The following is a 24,559-nucleotide window of genomic DNA, read 5'->3' as shown; positions in this document are numbered from 1 at the left end:
AGGCTGGCCAATTGTCATCTTAGAATTGATACTCAAAACCCAAAGCCCATTCATTTACATCATTTTCTTTTAACTTGTAATGACTAAAATTAAGAGAAATATCTGTATTTTTTAATATCGGGTAAGCTAATTGCCCGCCAAAATAAGCCCGAGTGTTAGATGCATTATTTTTAATTGTTTGCCCCGAATTGTTTAGGCTTTCAATTGAATAGTGGTAATAAAATGCGCCAATAAAGAGCTTGCTCTTTAGATACCCTATGTGTGGGAAAATATAAGCGGTTTGCAGTGCAGGCCCTTGACCTAATACAGGCACTGTTTGCGATAAGCTCTGATGAACATGATCTGGTTCAAGCGTATCACCAACAAAGGACATACTTCCTTCACCTAAATCAATATAGCGCAGGCCAAGTTGCCAATTTTCAGCCATTGTATAATGACTGCCGATAGACCAACTTACATCCGTATCGTCATAGTCTCTCTGAGCAAAAACAGTATCTCCCTCAATAGAAGTGACGCCTGCCACAGTAGCATAGCCGATTTTGGCATCAATTGACCACTCACCAGCTAACGCCGATTGGCTTGACACAGAGACTGTCGCTAACAATACCCACGGTGTTAATTTTGACTGGCGACGAATTATAATGACCCCAATCATCAACAGTAATAACGCGCCTCCCATACTTCCTGACGAACTATTTTTTACCGTTGCGGTTGTATATGCTTTCACCGTCACTTTAACCTCCCCTTTGCTACTGGCGCCTTTGCTATCTGTTACTGTGTATGTAATAAAATCCATACCTTCAAAGCCAGGCTTCGGCTGATAACTTAAAGTATTATCAGGGTTAATGGTCACATCACCTTGATTGGCGACTGCGTCGGTGACGGTAAGTGTATCGCCATCTGCATCCGTGTCATTGCTCAGTACATCAATAACAATCTCGGTACGGTCATTGGTTGATGCACTGTTTGCTGTTGTTGTCGGTGCACTGTTGACAACAACAGTTATCGTGGCAACATCAAACGCTGTGCCGCCTTGACCATCAGATACGCTATAATGAATTGTGGCAGTACCAATAAAGTTAGTTATCGGTGTATAACTAAGTTGATTATCAACAATAGTGACTTCGCCAAAGTCTACACTTGCACCAGTAAGACGTAGCTCATTTGCATCTGCATCACTGTCATTCTCGAGTACATCAAGCGTAATAGCATTGTCCATCGCGATGGTTGCTTGGTCTGGTTGAGTTACGGGGTTCGTGTTATCTGTTTTAACAACAGCTATCCCGCCTGGGTCGACAATTTGACCATTAACTAAGCCGTCAGCATCATTGCCTCCCCCATCAGCCATACGTAATTGTACGCACCAATCCCCTTCATGTAGGCCTTCTTGCCATAACTCACTAGATGGTGATGGACAATAACCTTGCTCACCTTGGCTAGAATAAACTTGATCTCCTTCTATGCTATCAAAGTCTCTCCACTCATTATCTATTAGCTTACGGTAAACCGCATTGGCAGGAATGGGCATACGTTGCGGCAATACAATATTATAGTGTGCACCTATTGGCTCTATGCTTGTAATAACAAAACCAAAATACCCACCCGTATTGATCATGCCCTCATCACCTAACAGTTCTGAAGATAAGATTTGCAACCCGCCGCTACTCGTTAATAAACCTGAGTAAACTTTTCTTAAACAACCGCTCACCTCTCCTTCGACTAAGAATCGTGTTGTTTCATTAACTTGTTCTGGCATGACATAACACATACTGATTGGATCTAAATAATCAGCAATCCCATCATGATCACTGTCTTGATAACCCTCTAAAATATCGGGGAGTAAGTCTTTATCTGTATCAGCTGCGGTTAACTCCGGTAATTGTGCAACCACCTCCACATAGCTAGTCACTGTACTTGATAAGCTTTGTTGCGCATTGTCAGTAGCGGTAGCAGTGATAGCATAAATCCCCTCTGTGAGTTCAGCTGTTGAAAACACGAAGCTATCTGAGTTATCAGCCAAATTAATAATACGCTCATCCTCTACTTGCCAACTGAGTGAAATACTATCCTCTGGGTTGTGATCAGATGCGATAGCACGAATAGTAACCAAGTCGTTATTGGCTAATACAAAGGGCCGTGTTTGATTATTTTGCTCAATAGTCGTTAACAGAGTCGGTGCAATATTTTGCTCTGTAATTGTTATGGTACTTGAAGTATCTGCTACCAAATTAACGCTTTCAGCAAGGGTGATGATCAGAGTTTCATCTGGTTCAACGTCACTATCTGCAAATATAGTAAAGTTAATCTCGCCTACTAAACCTTGCTCTATCACCACTTCGCCAGCAACTAGATCATGGTCGTCCTCGCTGGCAGTTCCTGAAATACTATAAGGAATTATTACCGGGTAACTCGGTGCGGTTCCATTTAAATAAACGTATGTGGTGTAGCTTTGTTGCTCAGCCACTACTTTATTCTTCTCAATAGTTACTTGTGGATGGACAAATACCTGTTGCTCAGCCATTGCCCAATTACCGTTGCTATCGGTAGTTTGCCAATATACTTGATGTGCACCAGGGGCAAACAACATATTTGGCTCAACAATGCCTACTGCAAGCGGGTTCCCCTGCTCATCAAAGGCTGTCGCGGTGCCCAATTTAACCCGTGTAAATAACCCTGTTGCATTTATGCTAACATCTGCAGGTGCCGTAATTGTTGGCGCACCATCTATGCTGCCATTAAAACTAAGCGTAGCAACAGCACGGCTTCTAGCCTTTTCTGGATCAGCAATCATATATTCTATATTGATACTGCCCTGTGTGCTTGCGGCCAACTCAAATAGTAATTGATTATCAACAATCGAGACTGTGCCTACACTCGCTTTAGCGCCAATAATACTAAGCGTATCACCGTCAACATCAGTGTCATTAGCAAGAACGTCAAGAGTATATTGACCACTTTGCGTAGGCGTTAGATTAAAAGCATCTGCCAAAGCCACCGGTTCATCATTCACGGGGGCAACGTTTATTACTACAGTCGCAGTTTGCGAGCTATCTTTGCCGTCAGATACTGAGTAACTAAAACTGTCACTACCATGATAATTCGCCTCAGGTTGATAGCTAAATACTCGCCCTTGCACTGTTAAGCTACCAAATTGTGGCTCAGTGACTAGCTGTATCGCTAAACTATCTTCATCACTATCACTAATTTGTGCGCTAACACTGATAGCCGTATCTTCTTCAATATTCAGCTGCATATCATTAGCAATAGGCAACGCATTTACATACGTTACATCAATACTAAATGGATTAAGCGTGTTACTTAGTTGTCCATCCGTTACGCTGATCAAAATATTGCTATGTAAGCCGACGTTTTCCCGTGTCGGAACTCCGCTTAAGGTCCCACTGCGACTATCAAAAGTGGCCCAGTTCGGCTTGTTGGTAATACTAAATGATAGCGTTGTATTATCGATATCGGTCACATTAGGGGTAAACAAATACGCGGTGTCTTGCGCAATAGATGTTGCAGGTGCACCACTGATTGTGGGTGCATCATTAACATTCACCACTGTTAGTGCGAAAGGTGCTAAGCTTTGCGTAGCCTGTCCATCGGTTACACTCAATGTTATATCTGAATAGCGACCTACGTCAGCATTACTTGGCATGCCGCTAAGTTGCCCTGTTACAGAATCAAATGCCAACCAACTTGGTTGATTTTCAATGCTAAAACTTAAACTATCACCATCACTATCCGTGGCTGTTGGTACAAAGTTATATAGCGCATTTTCATTAATGGCTAAACTTGGCACCCCCGTTATTACGGGTACATCATTAATACTATTCACTGTGATTGAAACTGTATTAGGTGCTGAGTCGAGTAGTCCATCATTTGCAATATAGCTAAACTGATCTTCACCAAAGTAATTTGCATTACCTTGGTAAGTTAATTGGTCACCAGAGATAGTAGCCACACCATTGACTGGCAGATCAACGATTGTATACGTTAAGCTATCGCCCTCAATATCACTACCGAGTAAGTTTATAACTACAGCTGTGTCTTCATCAACGCTTGCACTTTGCGCACTTACTATTGGCGCATCATTTACAGCAGTAATGACTAACGAAACAACCGCAGATACCGAATCTAACTGACCATCATTAGCGACAAAACTGAAGTTATCACTACCATTGTAATTAGCGGTTGGCGTATACAACCAACTGTCATTACTTTGCTGCACTAGCGAGCCATGTAACGTACCTTCATCAATGCGATAACTCAACGCGTCGTTTTCAATATCTGAACCCGTTAGCGTGATCAATATCGTTTCATCTTCTGCTAACCGCAGAGTCTGTGCTTGTGCGATGGGCGCGTCATTAACCGGGTTGACCGTCATGGTCACAGTAGCCACGTTGGAGGTTGCGCCGTTGCTGTCTTTAACTGTGTAGGTAAAGCTGTCGCTGCCGAAGTAATCGGCGTTGGCGGTGTAAATAATCGCGCCCGTTGCGGTGATTTGCGTTTGTCCATTCGTGGCATCTGTGACGATGCTGACACTGCTTACATCTAAGCTGTCGCCGGTATCCACATCGCTGTCGTTACCCAGTACGTTAACCTCAAATGCGCCTTCTTCTTGTAGTTGCGCGGTGTTATCCATGGCAACGGGGGCGTCATTGATGGCGTTAATGGTCAGTGTCACGGTGGCAGGCGTTGAGCTTAGCCCTTCACTGTCGGTGAGGGTGTAGGTAAAGCTATACACACCGTTGACATCTTGCTGAGGCGTTATCGCTAAACTGCCATCTAAATTAACACTCACATCAGCAAAGTCGTACATGCCAGCGCCGGTGCCTTTGTTCTCTAAGCTGACGTTGGCAGCATTAAAGCCGCTGTCTTCCACGTCTGAGTCGTTGGCTAAAATAGCCAAGGTCGCGGCAGTGTCTTCATCGGTGTTAATACTGTCATCAGCCACTACAGGACGGTCGTTCACAGCACCGATATTCACGGTCACCGTGGCAGGCAGTGATACCCCACCTTCGCTATCGGTTAAGGTATAGCTGAAACTATCCTGCCCTGTCACGTTGGCATCAGGGGTATACACAAAGGTACCCGCTGTTTGATCTAACACCACCTGCCCTGACGTTGGGCCACTGACAAGGGTGATATCCCCTGTGGGCGTAGTGTCTTCCACATCCGTTGCTAAACTGCGCAGCGCCGTTGCGATTGAAGGCGTGTCTTCATCCACATTGATACTCACCGCCTGTACCACAGGCATGTCGTTCACTGGCGTGATAGTGATGGTCACTGTTGCCGCTGCTGAGGTATTCAGCGCCGCATCTTTTACAGTATAGGTAAAGGTATCAACCCCGGTTTCATTGGCGTTCGGTGTATACGTGGCAATGCCATTGGTGATACTCACCGAGCCTTTGCTTGCCGGTAATACTATGGCAGCTGAGGCGGCCACTAAGTCCCCTTCGGCATCCGTGTCATTATCAACCAAGTTAACGCTAACGGCGGTATCTTCATCCGTCGTTGCACTGTCATCCATGGCTATTGGTGCATCGGCAACCGCTGCTATCGTCAGTGTCACGGTATGCACCGCCGATAATGCCCCGTCGTTGTCACGTACTTGGAAGGTAAAGCTGTCGCTATGGTTTTCACTGCCATCATGTTGATAACTAAAGCTGCCATCGTTATTAAGCGTTAAGCTACCAAATTGCGGCTGGCTCACCCCAACCGCTGTCAGGGTATCGCCGGTGTCATCATCACTGGCATTACTTAATAAGCCATTAGCCAGCGCCACGGTTAAGGTTGCGGCTTCATCAAGATTAAAGCTAAAGTTTTGCCCAACAGGCGCATCATTGGTGTTAGTCACTGCTAAGGTAAACGGCGCTAAGCTTGCGCTTACTGTGCCATCACTCACACTGATGGTAATCGCTGCATAACTGCCCACATGGCTGTTATCCGGCGTGCCCGATAACTCACCTGTGCTGGTATTAAAGCTGGCCCAGCTAGGTTTGTTGATAATACTAAAGCTTAAACTGTCGCCATCAATATCGCTCACGGTAGGGGTAAATTGATACGGGCTGTCTTCACTCACCGTGATGCTTGGTGTGCCACTGATTGTGGGTGCATCATTGATGTTATTTACCGTGAGGTTAAAACTACTCAATGCTGTGGTGATCGCGCCGTCTGATACGGAGATAATAATGTTATTATTTACACCCACATCATCATTACTCGGGGTGCCAGATAGCTGCCCTGTGCTGCTATCAAAGCTCGCCCAACTTGGCTTATTGCTGATGCTAAAGGTTAAGCTGTCACCATCAATGTCATTCGCTGTTGGGATAAAGCTGTACGGTGCATCTTGATCAACATTTAATGCAGGAACACCACCAATCGTTGGGGCGTCATTAACGTTTACCACAGTTAAGTTAAAGGCTGGCAGGCTGACGGTATCCATGCCATCGCTGACACTGATCACAATATTGCTGTGCACGCCCACATCGCTGTTACTGGCGGTGCCACTGAGTGTTCCAGTGCTGCTATCAAAGCTCAACCAACTTGGCTTATTGGTAATACTAAAGGTGAGGCTGTCGCCTTCTGTATCAACGGCCGTTGGGGTGAAGCTGTAGGCGGTTTTCTCACTGATTGACACACTTGGCGCGCCGCTGATCACTGGCACGTCATTTACGCTAGTGACATTCACAGTGATGTCGGCCGGTGCTGAATCCACCGTGCCGTCGTTGACCATAAAGCTAAAGGAGTCGCTACCAAAGAAGTGGCTATCCCCTTGATACACGGCTTGTGATCCTGTCAGGGTCACGGTGCCATTTTGAGGCTGTGTACTTATTTGATAAGTTAAAGTATCTCCTTCGATATCGCTGCCAGCCAGATTGATAGTAATTGCACTGTCTTCATTAACAGACACGGTATCATTGCTGGCAACCGGTGCATCATTGATGGCATTGACACTCAGGTTTACACTCACTGGGGCTGAGTCTAACGCGCCATCGTTGGCAATAAAGCTAAAGCTGTCACTGCCATTGTAGTTAGTTGTGGGTGTATACAGCCAGCTATCCGCACTTTGTTGCACGAGTGTGCCTTGGCTCACATCGCTATCAATGCGATAAGTTAAGCTGTCGTTTTCAATGTCCGTGGCAAGTAAAGTGATCAATAAACTGGCGTCTTCATCCAATGCCAAGCTTTGTGCTTGGCCGACTGGCGCGTCATTCACCGGGTTGACCGTCATGGTCACAGTAGCCACGTTGGAGGTTGCGCCGTTGCTGTCTTTAACTGTGTAGGTAAAGCTGTCGCTGCCGAAGTAATCGGCGTTGGCGGTGTAAATAATCGCGCCCGTAGCTGTTACTTGAGTTTGGCCATTCGTGGCATCCGTGACGATGCTGACACTGCTTACATCTAAGCTGTCGCCGGTATCCACATCGCTGTCGTTACCCAGTACGTTAACCTCAAATGAGCCTTCTTCTTGTAGTTGCGCGGTGTTATCCATGGCAACAGGGGCGTCATTGATGGCGTTAATGGTCAGTGTCACGGTGGCAGGCGTGGAACTTAGCCCTTCACTGTCGGTGAGGGTGTAGGTAAAGCTAAACACACCGTTGACATCTTGTTGAGGTGTTATCGCTAAACTACCATCCAAATTGACACTCACATCCGCAAAGTCATACATACCAGCGCCGGTGCCTTTGTCCTCTAAGCTGACATTCGCTGCATTAAAGCCGCTGTCTTCCACGTCTGAGTCGTTGGCTAAAATAGCCAAGGTCGCGGCAGTGTCTTCATCGGTGTTAATACTGTCATCAGCCACCACAGGACGGTCGTTCACAGCACCGATATTCACGGTGACCGTGGCAGGCAGTGATACCCCGCCTTCGCTATCGGTTAAGGTATAGCTGAAACTATCCTGCCCTGTCACGTTGGCATCAGGGGTATATACAAAGGTACCCGCGACTTGATCTAACACCACCTGCCCTGACGTTGGGCCGCTGACAAGGGTGATATCCCCTGTGGGCGTAGTGTCTTCCACATCCGTTGCTAAACTACGCAGCGCCGTTGCTGCTGATGGCGTGTCTTCATCCACATTGATACTCACCGCCTGTACCACAGGCATGTCGTTCACTGGCGTGATAGTGACGGTCACTGTTGCCGCTGCTGAGGTATTCAGCGCCGCATCTTTTACAGTATAGGTAAAGGTATCAACCCCGGTTTCATTGGCGTTCGGTGTATACGTGGCAATGCCATTGGTGATACTCACCGAGCCTTTACTTGCCGGTAATACTATGGCAGCTGAGGCGGCCACTAAGTCCCCTTCGGCATCCGTGTCATTATCAACCAAACTAAAGTTAACGGCGGTGTCTTCATCGGTTGTAGCACTGTCATTAACAGCAATAGGTGCATCGGCAACCGCTGCTATCGTCAGTGTCACGGTATGCACCGCCGATAATGCCCCGTCGTTGTCACGTACTTGGAAGGTAAAGCTGTCGCTATGGTTTTCACTGCCATCATGTTGATAACTAAAGCTGCCATCACCGCTCAGCGTTAAACTACCAAATTGCGGTTGGCTCACCCCGACCGCCGTCAGGGTATCGCCGGTGTCATCATCGCTGGCATTACTTAATAAGCCATTGGCCAGTGCCACGGTTAAGGTTGCGGCTTCATCAAGATTAAAGCTAAAGTTTTGCCCAACAGGGGCATCATTGGTGTTAGTCACTGCTAAGGTAAACGGCGCTAAGTTTGCACTTGCCGTACCATCACTCACACTGATTGTTATAGCCGCGTAATTACCCACATCACTGTTATCCGGCGTGCCCGATAACTCACCTGTGCTGGTATTAAAGCTGGCCCAGCTTGGTCTATTGATAATACTAAAGCTTAAACTGTCGCCATCAATATCGCTCACGGTAGGGGTAAATTGATACGGGCTGTCTTCACTCACCGTGATGCTTGGTGTGCCACTGATTGTGGGTGCATCATTGATGTTATTTACCGTGAGGTTAAAACTACTCAATGCTGTGGTGATCGCGCCGTCTGATACGGAGATAATAATGTTATTATTTACACCCACATCATCATTACTCGGGGTGCCAGATAGCTGCCCTGTGCTGCTATCAAAGCTCGCCCAACTTGGCTTATTGCTGATGCTAAAGGTTAAGCTGTCACCATCAATGTCATTCGCTGTTGGGGTAAAGCTGTACGGTGCATCTTGATCAACATTTAATGCAGGAACACCTCCAATCGTTGGGGCGTCATTAACGTTTACCACAGTTAAGTTAAAGGCTGGCAGGCTGACGGTATCCATGCCATCGCTGACACTGATCACAATATTGCTGTGCACGCCCACATCGCTGTTACTGGCGGTACCACTGAGTGTTCCAGTGCTGCTATCAAAGCTCAACCAACTTGGCTTATTGGTAATACTAAAGGTGAGGCTGTCGCCTTCTGTATCAACGGCCGTTGGGGTGAAGCTGTAGGCGGTTTTCTCACTGATTGACACACTTGGCGCGCCGCTGATCACTGGCACGTCATTCACGCTAGTGACATTCACAATGATGTCGGCCGCTGCTGAATCCACCGTGCCGTCGTTGACCATAAAGCTAAAGGAGTCGCTACCAAAGAAGTGGCTATCCCCTTGATACACGGCTTGTGATCCTGTCAGGGTCACGGTGCCATTTTGAGGCTGTGTACTTATTTGATAAGTTAAAGTATCTCCTTCGATATCGCTGCCAGCCAGGTTGATAGTGATTGCAGTGTCTTCATTAACAGACACGGTATCATTGCTGGCAACCGGTGCATCATTGATGGCATTGACGGTCAGGTTTACACTCACTGGGGCTGAATCTAACGCGCCATCATTGACAATAAAGCTAAAGCTGTCATTGCCATTGTAGTTAGTTGTGGGTGTATATAACCAGCTATCTGCACTTTGTTGCACGAGTGTGCCTTGGCTCACATCACTATCAATGCGATAAGTTAAGCTGTCGTTTTCAATGTCGGTGGCAAGTAAAGTGATCAATAAACTGGCGTCTTCATCGAGCGACAAAGTTTGTGCTTGTGCGACTGGCGCGTCATTCACCGGGTTGACCGTCATGGTCACAGTAGCCACGTTGGAGGTTGCGCCGTTGCTGTCTTTAACTGTGTAGGTAAAGCTGTCGCTGCCGAAGTAATCGGCGTTGGCGGTGTAAATAATCGCGCCCGTAGCTGTTACTTGAGTTTGACCATTCGTGGCATCTGTGACAATGGTGACACTGCTTACATCTAAGCTGTCGCCGGTATCCACATCGCTGTCGTTACCCAGTACGTTAACCTCAAATGAGCCTTCTTCTTGCAGTTGTGCGGTGTTATCCATGGCAACGGGGGCGTCATTGATGGCGTTAATGGTCAGTGTCACGGTGGCAGGCGTTGAGCTTAGCCCTTCACTGTCGGTGAGGGTGTAGGTAAAGCTAAACACACCGTTGACATCCTGCTGAGGCGTTATCGCTAAACTGCCATCTAAATTAACACTCACATCAGCAAAGTCATACATGCCAGCGCCGGTGCCTTTGTTCTCTAAGCTGACGTTGGCAGCATTAAAGCCGCTGTCTTCCACGTCTGAGTCGTTGGCTAAAATAGCGAGTGTCACTGCGGTGTCTTCATCGGTGTTAATACTGTCATCAGCCACTACAGGACGGTCGTTCACAGCACCGATATTCACGGTCACCGTGGCAGGCAGTGATACCCCACCTTCGCTATCGGTTAAGGTATAGCTGAAACTATCTTGCCCTGTCACGTTGGCATCAGGGGTATACACAAAGGTACCCGCTGTTTGATCTAACACCACCTGCCCTGACGTTGGGCCACTGACAAGGGTGATATCCCCTGTGGGCGTAGTGTCTTCCACATCCGTTGCTAAACTACGCAGCGCCGTTGCTGTTGAAGGTGTGTCTTCATCCACATTGATACTCACCGCCTGTACCACAGGCATGTCGTTCACTGGCGTGATAGTGACGGTTACTGTTGCCGCTGCTGAGGTATTCAGCGCCGCATCTTTTACAGTATAGGTAAAGGTATCAACCCCAGTTTCATTGGCGTTCGGTGTATACGTGGCAATGCCATTGGTGATACTCACCGAGCCTTTACTTGCCGGTAATACTATGGCAGCTGAGGCGGCCACTAAGTCCCCTTCGGCATCCGTGTCATTATCAACCAAACTAAAGTTAACGGCGGTGTCTTCATCGGTTGTAGCACTGTCATTAACAGCAATAGGTGCATCGGCAACCGCTGCTATCGTCAGTGTCACGGTATGCACCGCCGATAATGCCCCGTCGTTGTCACGTACTTGGAAGGTAAAGCTGTCGCTATGGTTTTCACTGCCATCATGTTGATAACTAAAGCTGCCATCGTTATTAAGCGTTAAGCTACCAAATTGCGGCTGGCTCACCCCAACCGCTGTCAGGGTATCGCCGGTGTCATCATCGCTGGCATTACTTAATAAGCCATTAGCCAGTGCCACGGTAAGCGTTGCTGCTTCATCAAGATTAAAGCTAAAGTTTTGCCCAACAGGCGCATCATTGGTGTTAGTCACTGCTAAGGTAAACGGCGCTAAGCTGGCACTTGCCGTACCATCACTCACACTGATTGTTATAGCCGCGTAATTACCCACATCACTGTTATCCGGCATGCCCGATAACTCACCAGTGCTGGTATTAAAGCTGGCCCAGCTTGGTCTATTGATAATACTAAAGGTGTGAGTATCGCCTGTATCACTGTCAGTCAGTGTCGGTGTAAAGCTATAAGCCGCATCTTCTGCTGTTGTTGTACTGGGGGTTCCACTTAATACAGGCGCAACATTATATTGCTTGGTTACTGTGGCAGTTACTGCAGGGCTTCCATTTCCAGCCGAATCAGTCACTATAGCTGAAAAAGTTAGCGCCCCCTCAGCCAATGAGGTCACATTAACACCTGTTATTTGCTGTGTTGCAGCAGTGATCGTTGCTGTACCACTGACAGAGCTACTACCGTCACTTACTTGATAACTAAGCGTACCACTGCCCTCAAGACCCGTTAAGGTCGCGCTTATTGCAGATTCATTACTGGTATTTATTACACTCTGATCCACACTTACCGCATGCCCTGTTGGCGCAGTATTATCCAATGTGATGGCTGTGGTTGCTGCGGGTGATATATTACCAGCGCTATCGGTTTGCGTTGCCGATACCGTTAATGTGCCATTACTTAATGCACTGATGTCTAATTCATTTCCGCTGAGGGTCCAGTTACCACTAGCATCCGCGGTGACAGACTGACTCTGCCCACCTATATTTACATTCAAGCTTGCATTTGCTTCAGCACCAGAACCTGTCACTAATACACTGTCATCTTCACTAGCATTAACAATGTCATCGACTTCTATAGGGGTATTAATCGTGACCGCTGTTGGCGCACTATTATCTAAGGTGATTGTAGTGGTAGCTGCTACTGAGGTATTACCTGCGTTATCCGTTTGCGTTGCCGATACCGTTAATGCGCCATTACTTAACGCACTAATATCTAATTCATTGCCGCTGAGGCTCCAGTTACCGCTGGCATCAGCAGCGACAGAAGCATTCACGCCATCAATATTAACAGCAACGGTTGCACCAGCTTCTGCACCCGAACCACTAACAAGTACGTTATTGTCTTCACTCGCATTTACAATATCATCCGTTGCAATAGGTGTATCAATTGCTAAGGTGGTTGGAACTAAATTATCGAGTTCTATTTGAGCCGTCGCAGTAGGTGAGATATTACCAGCACTATCGGTTTGCGTTGCCGATACCGTTAATGCGCCATTAACTAGCGCACTGATATCTAATTCACTGCCACTGAGGGTCCAGTTACCACTACCATCAGCTGTGACCGAGGTATTCACGCCGCCAATATTAACATTAACCGTAGCACCCGCTTCGGCGCCCGCACCGTTGATCACCACAGCATTGTCTTCTGCTGCGTTTACCACGTCATCGCCGGCAACCGGGGTACTAATTGTCACAGCTGTTGGCGTAGTGTTGTCTAAGGTGATCATGGTAGTAGCGGCGACAGAGGTATTGCCTGCACTATCAGTTTGCGTTGCCGATACCGTTAATGTGCCATTATTTAATGCACTGATATCTAATTCATTCCCACTGAGTGTCCAGTTGCCACTGGCATCTGCGGTCGTTGCGGCATTCACTCCGTCAATACTTATATTAACCGCGGCATTCGCTTCAGCCCCGGCCCCCGTAATCAGTACAGTGTCGTCTTCACTCGCATTAACAATATCGTCGCCTTCAATGGGGGTATTGATTGTTAAACTAACTGGGGCACTTTTATCTAATAACAAAGTCAGGCTACTGTTGTTCAAGCTATTGTTTGCTGGATCTGTAGCGATAAAAGTAACTGCTATTGCGCTACCTTCTTGCATATTACCATTACTATTAAGTGCTGCGGTGGTAATGCTATAAGTACCATCACTATTATCGGTTAATGATGAAGAACTACTAAAGTCGCTATCTAGCACGGTTAGATCTGCAGTGACAATTAACCCCGCCTCCCCTAAATTTAAATTAAAGGTAATGGTCTCACCCGCTTTATAAGTGCCATCGCCAGTTTGTACCACTGATGTATATACGGGAGCTGTGGTATCAATCGTAAATGCTGGGATACTTAATACACTACTGGTATTATTCGCCGCATCAGTAACCGTCACGCTACAGTTATTGTAAGTGCCATCGACGAGTGCACTGTTATTGTCTGTTTGAGTTAACGTAACCGTATTATTTCCTAGCGACGCGGTTGTTGAGCTAGATAAACCACAATTTCCTGCAACACTAATTGTGCCAGCTTCATTACTAGAAAATATAAAGTTCGGAGTGCTATCGTTAGTTGGTGTGGTCACTGCAGTGACTAAGGCGAGTACAGGAGCGGTATTATCATCGTCATCTAAAATAGTCAGTGTTTGTTGCTGTATACCACTTTCGCTCGCGCTGCCGCCTGAAACGGAGCTCAGATCAATGACAATCGTTTCTGTTCCTTCCTCGATAGCATCATCAATACTTGTTATAGCTGTAGTTGTATTTATATCTCCTGCCAATATAGTCATACTACTAACAGGTGCATTATAGTCACTTCCTGAAGTTGCTGTTCCTGAATACCCCAAATTAACGGTTACATTTTCATATGTCGGCACACTCAATGTTGCCGAAAGCGTACTAGAACCGCTATTTTCAGTAAGGTTAGTATCACTCAAGCCAAGAGACACCACAGGGGCTGACTCCGCATCAATGATTGTCACTGTCGCCGCAGAACCCGTTATAGTACCAGTGCTCGCAGAGCTAAGAGTCACCGCAAAGCTTTCGTTTATAGCTGCATCATAAAATGTGTCAGGCTTACCTGTAGCAGTCACACTACCACTTGTGCTTCCGGCATTTATCGTTACTGACGCACTATCAACTGTATAATCCAGATCGCTACCACTATTATTAGTGTCGTTAAATGCAAGCGCCGCAGTAATCGCAACAGGCCATTGATTATTCAAACTATTACTAAGTGATACCGAAATTACCTCAGTATCACCGTCTTCTCCTAGGTTACCATCTGCTGTCGATACACTCACATTGGGTAAGTTAGCGTAAATAGCATCATTTGCCTGTACAATTGCATTGTTATAGATACTACTGGTATTACCCGAAGAATCACTCAAAGTAATGCTAACAGGCACGTTTGAGCCGGCAGCAATATCTTGTCCACCATCTGTAATAGTGAACTGGGCGGTATAGGTCGAGTTATTCGTTTTACTTAAATTGGTTACCGGATACCCGGCAATAGTGCCTGAAATTCCACCACTGCCTGTTGTATAATTGTCGCTATCATTACTGACAGAAATTGTTGCAGTAACTGTATCACCTACTTTAGCGCTACTATTTGCAATACTTACATTACTTATGGCTGGGGCAGTTGTATCAACACCGGTTCCTTGTAAAGCGATGTTATACGTTGATTCATCGCTATCATTACTAGTAATACGTAAATTACCGCTCACTGAGGCAAGCGACGTAGTTGCAAAAGCAACCACTACATTGCAAGAGGCACCGGCAACTAAGGTTACAGGAAAAGGACCACAACCATCATTCTGAACAGAAAAATGACTCGCTCCAGCTGTTATGGCTATATTAGAGATAGTTAGGTTGGCATTACCGGTATTTTTAACTAAAAACGTTTTTGTTATAGCAGAGCTACCATTAGCCTCAACATTCCCAAAATTCTCACTGAGTGTAGTACTGCCATTTTCAAGTACATCAATTTCAGGCGCAGTTGCAGGGGTACCACAAAACCCGTAAGTGCCACCTTGTATATTACAGCTAAAGGTTCCGGTTACGTATGTAAGGCAATAGCCGTTTGGTAATTCGCAATAATCATCAACTGCAAATACTTTTCTTACCATTGTATCGCTGGCACTAATGTCACTATCACCTGACACTATGCTTGTTTCTGTAACCGAGGTATTTAATAAACCTTGCTCGCGCAAAAACGCCATAGTTTGTTGAACATCGTTATTATCTGCAGTACTCGCTGGGACATTTTGTGTTGTTGTTTTATTGCTAGTGGCAAATGCATTAAATGGATTAACCTTATTACTTTGCTGTTTTATTTCATAAGGTTGAAATTTACTTTCCATATTATTAATACGTACACTACGGCGCGATGAAGCCACAGAAGCAAATGCACCACCGCTTAATAACACCGGCAATACGGCACTTAATATGGTTCTTTTTACTGGCACAACATTCATGTCATTGACTCCTGATAAAACTCAAACAAGTGGCTTGCTAGGCTATCTGAGCTTTGAATAATTTCTGGTACTAGGGTATTTGGCAGTACAGCAATATCGTAAAGCTGCTGCACATCGCCGTTAAATTCAATACTGGCGATGATTTCGCCATTTTTCACATCAATTAACCATACGCCACAACGACTATTTTCAGCCCCTAACTGCTCATCAAGTGGTATTTTATTGCGATGTTTACTCGCACGAATTCTACTTGTCGCAACAATTAATAAATCACCAAAAAAAATCATTCCACGGGTAAAACCGGGTAAAACACACAGCACTTTTGTTTCACCGTTACTCGGGTTGTATGATTGCACTTCGCCTCGTCCTGATTCACAGTAGTAAACCAAGCCTTGATAACACCTTGGCGAGTGCGGCATGATCAGCCCTGTTTTTAATATCTTATTCGTTTTTATATCAATCAAAGTGCCATCTAATTGATTGAATGTTCGCCAAGCATCTTTTTGATTAGCTTGGTTAAACGTTGTGACATAACGCGGCTCGCCCGCCAATAGAGCCATACCATTGAGATGACACCGATCTTCTGCCACCAGCTCTGATATAAACGGTGGTTGCCAGCAAGCAACAAAACTATAGTCTGAGTTCAATTTAGAGATACATGAAAAGGCTGAATTCACCACCCATAGCCCCTCATTTCCCCATGCAATATCATGGATATTAATCATTCCAGTAGTTAAAGCGGCACGTTGTGTAAATAGCGAATCAGCCTGTTTAATCGCATTGAGTTGTGCAGTCCGTTGCTGCAATTGCTCGATCATTTCTGGATTTTGCAGCTTCGCAGGCAATGTTTCTAAGCTATCTAAATAGCCCGATTTCACACTTTTTAGTGAAATATCACTACGTTGAAAATTAATAACCTGATTTAATGTACCTATCGTTATACGGTTTTTATCAGCATAAATTCCCATCGGCCTAGGAAATGCGATTAAATTGGTATCTAATTTACCTTTAACTGTACGCAACAAAATAAGCCGCTGTGCTTGGTAACTCGTCACTGCTAGGGTGATCCCTAAAAGAGATAAAATAGAGGGCAAGTTACTTGTATAGTGACTTTTAAAATCAAATGGTTGCTGGCTGCCGATCGATTCCCTATCATGTGTTTCCATGTTATACCTATAGATAAATACCAAACCACCAACAACCAACTCAAAATAAGTTTTGCTAACTGGCTGTTACAAAATGATTATTCCAATACATATTAAGCTGCTGTAATGTCGGCTGCACATCACACGATAAAGCCTGTGCAAGCGATGCCGACACTAACGCTGCAGCTGAGGACGTACCACCAAATAAACGATAGCCATCACGGTCTGTAGTGAGTACGCCAAACGGAGCGAATACATCAACGCACGGACCAAAGTTTGAAAAATTTGCCACCTTGCCCTGTGCCGTTTTGGCTCCTACAACAATCACCGAATCTAATTGTGTAAGGTGATTAGCTTCACATGCTGGTCGCGCTTCATTTCCTGCTGCAACAACAATATAAGGTCGGTGCTGCATAGCAGCTAATTCATCAATCACAGTCACTGCCAAGTCCGACATAAATGGCATAACCCAACTACAGTTAATCACCTGCGCTTTCATCAGTTTGGCCACATTAAACGCAATGATCAGCGACGAGGTCCACGTAGTAACCTGACGAATAGCAATCAATTCACTATCAGGTGCCCCGCCTTCAACTGCGCTACCATCTTGTTTCGCCACAATAAGCCCCGCCACTAAATTGCCATGGTAGTCACGGCTACTGTGCGGTGTTGCTGCTAAAACTCTTGTTTCTACGTCGTAGGAAAATAAAACATTAAGATCACTAAACTCATGATGTGAAAAATCAAAACCATCATCAATAATCGCCACTCGCACTGCTTTAGGAGTCTTACATTGTCTAGCTATAGCTACCGGTGCTAACCGTTGAGGTATCGTTTGATTAAATGGATGACTGGCAGCGCTTTTTCCTTGTGGTGCAACATCTGGCTGTACTGCAATAATCTCAGTAATTGCTTGCAAGGTCGTTAATACTGCGGGCAGGGTATTAGGCTTTAAGGTTAACCAATAAATGTTGGCCTCGCGCAGCTCTGTCAATATTTGCAAGTTTAGAATATCTTTATGTAAACTTTTTATTTGCTCAGCTGACAATTTACTCTTAACAATTAGCCGTTGATTTAGAGAAAATAATTGCCCGTGTATATCACTCAATACTGTGTCTTTTAATTGCCCATACAACGCCACTCGCTCACCATTATTGGCAAACGTTAAAACGGGCTGGGGCTGCTGGCTCAATACTTTGTTATGTAAAAAAAGTACAGCAAGCAGCAAAAACACCTTCGCAATTATCACAGTATCCTCCGAGTAAAAGACGGCTCCTTTTCACTATAGGCTAATATAGGAACAAGCCATGTTTAATTTCTATTCAGATCACGCATAACAGTTTTCACTCATATCCACTTGTAAGTACTGCTGTAACAATTACCCACGCGAGGGGTAAATACCTGTTAGTGCAATACAAAAACGCATTGCTAGTAAAGGCTGTCTATTTTCGTGGCCTTGGCTACCTCCTGTATTACCAAGACTATTACTGGCCATCGTAGTGGTGGTAGCTTGATTTTGTTCAGCGGTATAACGTATTACCCCTGTGCCTGCGCCTACATCAACGGCTAAATGATTATTAGCCGGACTACTACTATTACCCACCTCGGAATAGCCAAATAATGAATGTCTATGCTGCGGTAACTCAGTTTGATTTAGCGTTATCTGCTGTTCACCAGCTGATTCACCCACCATTCTCGTTGATAGACCAGGTCCATGACCAAAGTGCATAGGAGATCTACCTTGCAGATCAGGTAAATTAAACGAAGAGATACCATCGCCCCCATAAAGAGTGCCGATCAATGAAAATAGCGCTGTATTTTGATTAATAGCAATTGTTTGGCCGTCACAACCTGCCCAACCGCGAGGGTTAAAAGTACTCCCCCAGATACGAATTTCTGCAATAAATGGTTCTGCCATGTGCTCAACTCCTAACTTCTTGACGGGTAAATACCAGCAAGGCTGATAATAAAATTAATGCAGGTATAGGGCATCATGTTGGAGTGTGCTGCACTATGCCCTGAAACTTGAACCGTCTGTTCTGCGAGCATCTGAGGCGGCTGAGTAGGGTTACCAGAGTAATATATATTTTCGTCGCTCGGACTGGGAGCAAACACATTATTTTCTGGGCTTTGTGTTGTTCCAGGCTCTGTACTTGATAGCAACTGATGACTATGACTTGGTACATTCATCAACGTTAAAGTGACATTTTCTGTGCCATTTTTTTGCCCTAGTCGATAACGTGACAAACCATTTCCTTGGCCATATTTAACCGGTAATCGACCTCGCATATCAGGGTATGCGAAGCTAGTACGACCATCGCCCCCATAAGTCGTACCCAGTAAAGAAAATAGCGCATCTTGTTGCGCAATAGCCACTAACTGCCCATTACAAAAAGCCCAATTACGAGGAGCAAAATTTGCTCCGAACATTTTTACTTCACCAAGAAAAGGCTCTGCCATAATCAACCTCCATTAATTTCGACTAGGAAACACGCCAACCAATGCAATACAAAAGTTAATTGCTGCTGTTGGTTGAACATTCGTATGAGGCAGATTACCTCCGGTATTTAACACCATATTTTCAGCAAATGCGGTTAGATTTGTTGCTGTACCATAAATGTTAGGATCCCCTTTACCTGGTGCATCAACAGCTCTAGAAAATACTCTGTTAGTGAAAATTGGTGGATTAACGCCATCATCCGTAGTGGCTGTTAATAAATGACTGTGAGCGGGTATTTCTGCCGTTGTAAGCGTTACTTGTTCCACCCCCGCCGTCATGCCAGCATCATAGCCATTACCTATGCCAACAGGCACTCGGCTACGTAAATCTGGCAATTTAAAATTAGTTCGCCCATCACCGCCATACTGAGTATCAAGTAATGAAAACAAAGCTTGGTTTTGACTGATTGCTAACAATTGCCCATCACACCAAGCCCACCCTTTAGGTGCAAAATCAAAAGCGAAAGGCCTTATTTCAGACATAAATGGATCCGCCATTACATTCTCCTAATTTGCTATTTTTCTCGATACATGAATTTCATATTCGGTTGAACTATTGGGTGAAATCAATAACTCAACACTATCAAATGCGTCATGCTTAAGCGTGTAAGTACCTTGCATCAACGGACAGTCCTCAGAGCCTTTCATAACGACACAAAAAGCATCCCACTGATTACCATGCAAACTCGTGCGCTCAACAGCATCAATAGTCAGTTCCGTTTCCCCCTGTTCAGCACTGACTTTCGCCTTAGAACCAACGATGCCAAGCAAATTGTCGTAATTAAATTTTTCCATTACCTTTCCTTTTTACTACTTACAATTGCATTACGGGTTTAAACTTTTTCATTTGCAAAACAGCGAAACTAAATTAGTAATTAACCACTAATTTCTTCATCACTGCGGGATACCAAATCATAAATTCGTATGGTGCTGAAACCGACTCACTTACAAAACCAAGGCGTAAATAAAGCGCTTTAGCAACAACGTTACTTTGCTCAACAGTCAGTGTTAATGGAGTGCATGAATCAGCGGCTGCATGCTGAAATGACTGAATAATTGCCGCACCAAAACCATGTCCTCGCGCTTGGCTAATAAAACCAATATCAATAATACGCACTTCATTAACACCAAAATCTATGGTTACTTTGCCAATTGGGTGATGGTGTTTTTCAATAATGAAGTACATTGCATTAGGAAACTTTTCGCCATATCCCTCGGTTTGTGCTTTAAATTGCATATCAACAATCGATTCGATAAAGTCTTGATCCGCATTGATCTGCTGTAAATCCTGACGCACCTCAGAATGTAAACGCCGAATAAATGCAGCATCGCTAGGCTTGGATGGGCGAATATTTAATCCATCAGGAATAGAAAAATGACTCATCACTATGTCCTTTCTAAATTTCTAACAAAGAGACTGTAAACAACGAAGTAGCAAATAAAGTTATAAAAACGTTGAGTAACAAACTGAACTTAAGCTTTACACGCATTTAACAAAAAAAACATTACACAGCATTACACCACTGCGAGTTATGTTGCGATCCAACCAAAGCAGAGAAACACGGTTGTTATTCACACAGTAACAACAATGCTTTAAGGTACGCCATTGCGGACATAATAGAACCTTACTGCTATTGCCAATGCCTCGTATCGCTCCCCCAACCGCCTGTAATGATGTGTAATAGAAAAGCCTGTCACTTCCCATATACTCCTTGACGAGTAAAGCATTTAGCTGCAACTCACAATCTATTCAAATAAACAATTTAAGGAGAAATTTATGGCTACATTTAAAGTGAATATCCCAGCAGGTCCTATTTGGGATCAAAAAGATGCTGAAGAAAAAGCCCCAGCCGTTGCCGCAGCACATCAAGGTAAATGGACAGGCCAATGGAATACAGTAGTAGAGAGTCAAATGAGTGTTGTTGAAGTTGAGCTTGAAGTGACAAACACTGGCAGTAACTCATTCAAAACCACAGTATTAGCTGGCCCACTTTGGAGCAATGATGAAGCTCAAAAAATAGGTAAAACAATCGCCGCTTCTTATGGTGCAGAATTTACCGGCGAGTGGAAAACCATCGTAAACGGCGTGATGAGCGTGATTGAAATAGAATATAAATTTTAATCAGTTAGAATTTATAAAGCGCTATGAAACCTAGGCTTATAGCGCTTTAACTGCCCTCAGATTAGAAGGCCTGCAACCCCTGCCATGCCAGTTGCAGTGCAAGTAAGGTTAAGACTGCACGGAAAATAGCTTTAAACTTAGCCGCAGAAATCCGCTGTAATAACTGTAAACCAAGCCAAGTGCCAAGCGCGCCGCTGATGATCATTGCGGTAACTAAAGGCAACCACTGCCAAAATGAAAAGCCCACAAAGCCATACAAAATAGCTTTAAAAGTATGCTGTACACTCATACAAGCAGAAAAAGTAGCGGTATATTTTAATTTCTCGTAATTATTAACGTACAAACAGCTGCCTACCAACGGGCCACTCGCCCCAACAAACATCGATAAAAATGTGGTGACAGCTCCCGCCATGTAACGCCATAATTTTGAGGTTTCACGTAGCTTTGGCGTCACGCCCCATAGTAAATAAAGTACAAACCCCGCCACTACAATTTTCATCAATTCAAGTGGGATATGCGCCACAATCGACGACGCCGCAAGCGCACCAATAATCCCACCGAGCGAAAAATACACAAACATACTTTTATCAAGGTGCTTAAAGGTCAACATAAAGCGATTAGCATTTGAACCCAGCTGCACTAACCCATGCACCGGAATTACAATATTCATAGGTAATAGCGACGCCATAACCACCAACAACATCAAGCCGCCACCAGCACCAAAAGCCGCCGATATCATCGACGTAATGGCCGATAAAACAATAAGCCCAACCGCACTGAGCGGCGTTAATAAATCACCAGCTAAAAATTCCATGTAGCACAACTTTGCAATACAACAACATGCTAGCAAAGTTACCATGAGACAAAACAAGTTACGAGTACCTAAAGAGCTAACAGCTATCTCCATTTGAATACATAACCGCTTTAAAACAGACATAAAAAAACCCGCAAACTTGATTACTCAAATTTGCGGGTTTTTTAGGGTTTTTAAAAATCAACGAATTTAAAAACCGATATTGGTGGAGCTGGGGGGATTTGAACCCCCGTCCGAAAAGCCTCGATTGTTACATGTAACCAGTAAAAACAGGTACTTACTTGTAAATCATAAACTTAGTTACTCATAGTATCTTTTAAAGTCTTGTTTAATCTTTTAAGTTTGGGCATTATGTGGACATAATAAATATGCGCGAGTCGCTCTTTTTAGATGGTTCGTATTACTAAAAATGAAACAGGGAGTTTGAAATGCAATTACAAATATTTGAAGGAAGAAAAGGCGAATTTGGCCTTGAAAACTTAACTACTGTAGAAATCAATACTGGCATTTGGTTCTTGGCAAAAGAAGTCTGCCGAGCTTTAGAACTAAAAGACATAAACAGTGCTTTAGGCAGATTAGACCCAGATGAGAAGATTATTTCTCCTATGCCAATTAATGGCGGACAAGAAATAATCATTTCAGAGAGCGGACTATACTCACTCGTTTTTGCGAGCCGAAAACCAACCGCAAAAGAATTTCAACGTTGGATTACCAAGGAAGTAATTCCGACAATACGAAAGACTGGCGGATATGGTCATGCCCAAGCACCAAATTTCATGGTCCGTTTCAATGCTAACTGGTCAAGAGTAGACCAAGGGTACTTCTCCGTAATTAGTGAACTTTTTATACGTTTGTACGGCCGTTTCGAGCATGAAGGATATAAAATCCCAGATAAAGCACTCGATGGAAAAGAAATTCGACCAGACGTTAGCGTAGGTCGCTTGTTTTCTACTTATCTGAAAAATAATTATCCCGACGTTGCTGACAACTTCAAAATGTATAGTCATGCTTTTCCAGATGGAAGTGAACATGATGCAAGGCAATACAGCAATGATTTGCTACCAATTTTTATACAGTTTGTGGATACAGATTGGATCCCAAATCAAGCATCACGATATTTTAAAACAAGAGATCCTGTTGCTTTAGAATACTTGCCAAAGCTGCTGACAGCACAGTAACCCTAACATAAGAGACATGGTTAGCTGTCATAAAATTGATAAGAATTTCCGTCTGCTTGTATTATCCATGCAGACGGAAATACCAATCCATAGGAAGTCGCATGTTTGTATTCAAAGTAAAAAAAGGAATCAATCAAGCCATAAAAATCTCTGAAAAAAGTGTTATTGAAGCAACTAAACGCGGGGAACCTTTCTACCAAACTGTTAACGGTAAAAAGCGTCATTACGCATATTGCCCTGTATGTGAGAATCCTGTAATACTGATAAATGTCCATGTTGACAATCAATATATTGATGAAGCAGAAAAAACCTTGTCAATGCACGCTAGACACATAAAATCGGACGTAAGTGGTGTAGGTAAATATAGCCAAGATGCTTATGACAGTTGCCCATACGCTAATCCAAGCTCCTCAAAAAGTAAGGTGAGAAGGCCAAAAGGGACTGTTTCAAATGAATTGCTTTGGTTAATAAAAACCTTTCCTGATGCTATAGATACGGTTATGAGAAGAGATGTTGGAATTTTAGCAAGTGAAACACTTTTTGAAAAAATGCTAACAAACTTCAAAGAAGAAGATGGCCATTTATATAGATATGTCAGCAAACCCAACTTACCTTATTCTTTTATGTATATGGCAGATAGCCAAGATATCCTTTTTGAAAAAACTGACATTAACTACTCATCAGGAAGGGAGCTAAAAAAACTTATTAATGAAAATGCAACTTGGTGCTTTGTCTCTAAGTACGGCACTATATGTAAAAAGAAAAACGCTGAAAAGTACGTACGACTTACTATTCACTTTACAGATTTTGAGATACACGAATTAGACAGCGAAAAATATCAAAAGTTTTCCTTCATCATTACGGAATCATATGGTGGACAAAAAACAGAAATTTTAAAAAAAGAAGTTAAGTTTGATCAGTTTTACTACCTTAACATTATAGAAAAAAGAATGCGTTATATAAATCTAGCCAAAAATATCCTTGGCGATTAAGCCTTGATATAAAAGAGTAAGC

The 24,559-nt window shown here is 44.2% G+C and carries 12 protein-coding genes; 3 read left to right on the top strand and 9 right to left on the bottom strand.

Translation table 11 applies throughout. The features are described from left to right. Positions 1–19: 19 nt before the first annotated feature. The 8 genes from KAN5_RS02580 to KAN5_RS02545 form a co-directional block, all read right to left on the bottom strand. A complete protein-coding gene (locus KAN5_RS02580; protein ID WP_244390377.1) occupies positions 20–15,787 on the bottom strand; it encodes an Ig-like domain-containing protein in 15,768 nt (5,255 codons plus the stop codon). Beyond that, positions 15,784–16,953, bottom strand: a complete 1,170-nt coding sequence (locus KAN5_RS02575) for a TIGR03032 family protein (protein ID WP_244390376.1) — start codon at positions 16,951–16,953, stop codon at positions 15,784–15,786. The genes KAN5_RS02580 and KAN5_RS02575 overlap by 4 nt, the downstream gene beginning before the upstream one ends. Before the next feature lie 55 nt (positions 16,954–17,008). Beyond that, positions 17,009–18,181: a S8/S53 family peptidase gene (locus tag KAN5_RS02570; RefSeq protein ID WP_244390375.1), complete on the bottom strand. Its 1,173-nt coding sequence runs from the start codon at positions 18,179–18,181 to the stop codon at positions 17,009–17,011. A 129-nt stretch (positions 18,182–18,310) separates the two neighbouring features. Then, on the bottom strand, positions 18,311–18,850 hold the full coding sequence (locus KAN5_RS02565; protein WP_244390374.1) for a tail fiber protein: 540 nt from the start codon (positions 18,848–18,850) through the stop codon (positions 18,311–18,313). An 11-nt stretch (positions 18,851–18,861) separates the two neighbouring features. After that, a complete protein-coding gene (locus KAN5_RS02560) occupies positions 18,862–19,392 on the bottom strand; it encodes a tail fiber protein (RefSeq protein WP_244390372.1) in 531 nt (176 codons plus the stop codon). Positions 19,393–19,404: 12 nt separating this feature from the next. After that, positions 19,405–19,929: a tail fiber protein gene (locus tag KAN5_RS02555; protein ID WP_244390370.1), complete on the bottom strand. Its 525-nt coding sequence runs from the start codon at positions 19,927–19,929 to the stop codon at positions 19,405–19,407. Between the two features lie 9 nt (positions 19,930–19,938). Then, positions 19,939–20,226: a hypothetical protein gene (locus tag KAN5_RS02550; RefSeq protein WP_016708957.1), complete on the bottom strand. Its 288-nt coding sequence runs from the start codon at positions 20,224–20,226 to the stop codon at positions 19,939–19,941. A gap of 73 nt (positions 20,227–20,299) precedes the next feature. Then, positions 20,300–20,815 carry a GNAT family N-acetyltransferase gene (locus KAN5_RS02545; protein ID WP_138554864.1) on the bottom strand — a complete coding sequence of 172 codons (516 nt, stop codon included), beginning with the start codon at positions 20,813–20,815 and terminating at the stop codon, positions 20,300–20,302. A 393-nt stretch (positions 20,816–21,208) separates the two neighbouring features. Between KAN5_RS02545 and KAN5_RS02540 the strand changes: the two genes are divergently transcribed. Further along, positions 21,209–21,553 carry a mannan-binding lectin gene (locus tag KAN5_RS02540; protein ID WP_016708955.1) on the top strand — a complete coding sequence of 115 codons (345 nt, stop codon included), beginning with the start codon at positions 21,209–21,211 and terminating at the stop codon, positions 21,551–21,553. 61 nt (positions 21,554–21,614) lie between these two features. Here the strand turns inward: KAN5_RS02540 and KAN5_RS02535 are convergent, their stop codons facing one another. Next, positions 21,615–22,367, bottom strand: a complete 753-nt coding sequence (locus KAN5_RS02535) for a sulfite exporter TauE/SafE family protein (RefSeq protein ID WP_244390368.1) — start codon at positions 22,365–22,367, stop codon at positions 21,615–21,617. A gap of 428 nt (positions 22,368–22,795) precedes the next feature. On the opposite strand from KAN5_RS02535, the gene KAN5_RS02530 reads away from it, so the two are divergent. Both KAN5_RS02530 and KAN5_RS02525 read left to right on the top strand, forming a co-directional pair. Continuing rightward, positions 22,796–23,545 (top strand): BRO family protein, encoded by a 750-nt coding sequence (locus tag KAN5_RS02530; protein WP_244390366.1) that lies wholly within the window; start codon positions 22,796–22,798, stop codon positions 23,543–23,545. A 101-nt stretch (positions 23,546–23,646) separates the two neighbouring features. Continuing rightward, entirely contained in the window at positions 23,647–24,537 is an 891-nt protein-coding gene (locus tag KAN5_RS02525) for a hypothetical protein (protein ID WP_244390364.1), read from the top strand. Positions 24,538–24,559: the final 22 nt, after the last annotated feature.

The sequence above is a fragment of the Pseudoalteromonas sp. KAN5 genome (genome assembly GCF_022846535.1).
GTDB lineage: Bacteria > Pseudomonadota > Gammaproteobacteria > Enterobacterales > Alteromonadaceae > Pseudoalteromonas > Pseudoalteromonas haloplanktis.
This window is presented reverse-complemented; position numbering and strand designations above follow the sequence as displayed.

Bases quoted from the DNA above. Each gene is read 5' to 3' on its own strand.
- KAN5_RS02545 (WP_138554864.1), bottom strand. From the start codon at position 20,815: ATGAGTCATTTTTCTATTCCTGATGGATTAAATATTCGCCCATCCAAG.
- KAN5_RS02580 (WP_244390377.1), bottom strand. From the start codon at position 15,787: ATGAATGTTGTGCCAGTAAAAAGAACCATATTAAGTGCCGTATTGCCG.
- KAN5_RS02535 (WP_244390368.1), bottom strand. From the start codon at position 22,367: ATGGAATTTTTAGCTGGTGATTTATTAACGCCGCTCAGTGCGGTTGGG.
- KAN5_RS02575 (WP_244390376.1), bottom strand. From the start codon at position 16,953: ATGGAAACACATGATAGGGAATCGATCGGCAGCCAGCAACCATTTGAT.
- KAN5_RS02565 (WP_244390374.1), bottom strand. From the start codon at position 18,850: ATGGCAGAACCATTTATTGCAGAAATTCGTATCTGGGGGAGTACTTTT.
- KAN5_RS02525 (WP_244390364.1), top strand. From the start codon at position 23,647: ATGTTTGTATTCAAAGTAAAAAAAGGAATCAATCAAGCCATAAAAATC.
- KAN5_RS02540 (WP_016708955.1), top strand. From the start codon at position 21,209: ATGGCTACATTTAAAGTGAATATCCCAGCAGGTCCTATTTGGGATCAA.
- KAN5_RS02550 (WP_016708957.1), bottom strand. From the start codon at position 20,226: ATGGAAAAATTTAATTACGACAATTTGCTTGGCATCGTTGGTTCTAAG.
- KAN5_RS02560 (WP_244390372.1), bottom strand. From the start codon at position 19,392: ATGGCAGAGCCTTTTCTTGGTGAAGTAAAAATGTTCGGAGCAAATTTT.
- KAN5_RS02555 (WP_244390370.1), bottom strand. From the start codon at position 19,929: ATGGCGGATCCATTTATGTCTGAAATAAGGCCTTTCGCTTTTGATTTT.
- KAN5_RS02530 (WP_244390366.1), top strand. From the start codon at position 22,796: ATGCAATTACAAATATTTGAAGGAAGAAAAGGCGAATTTGGCCTTGAA.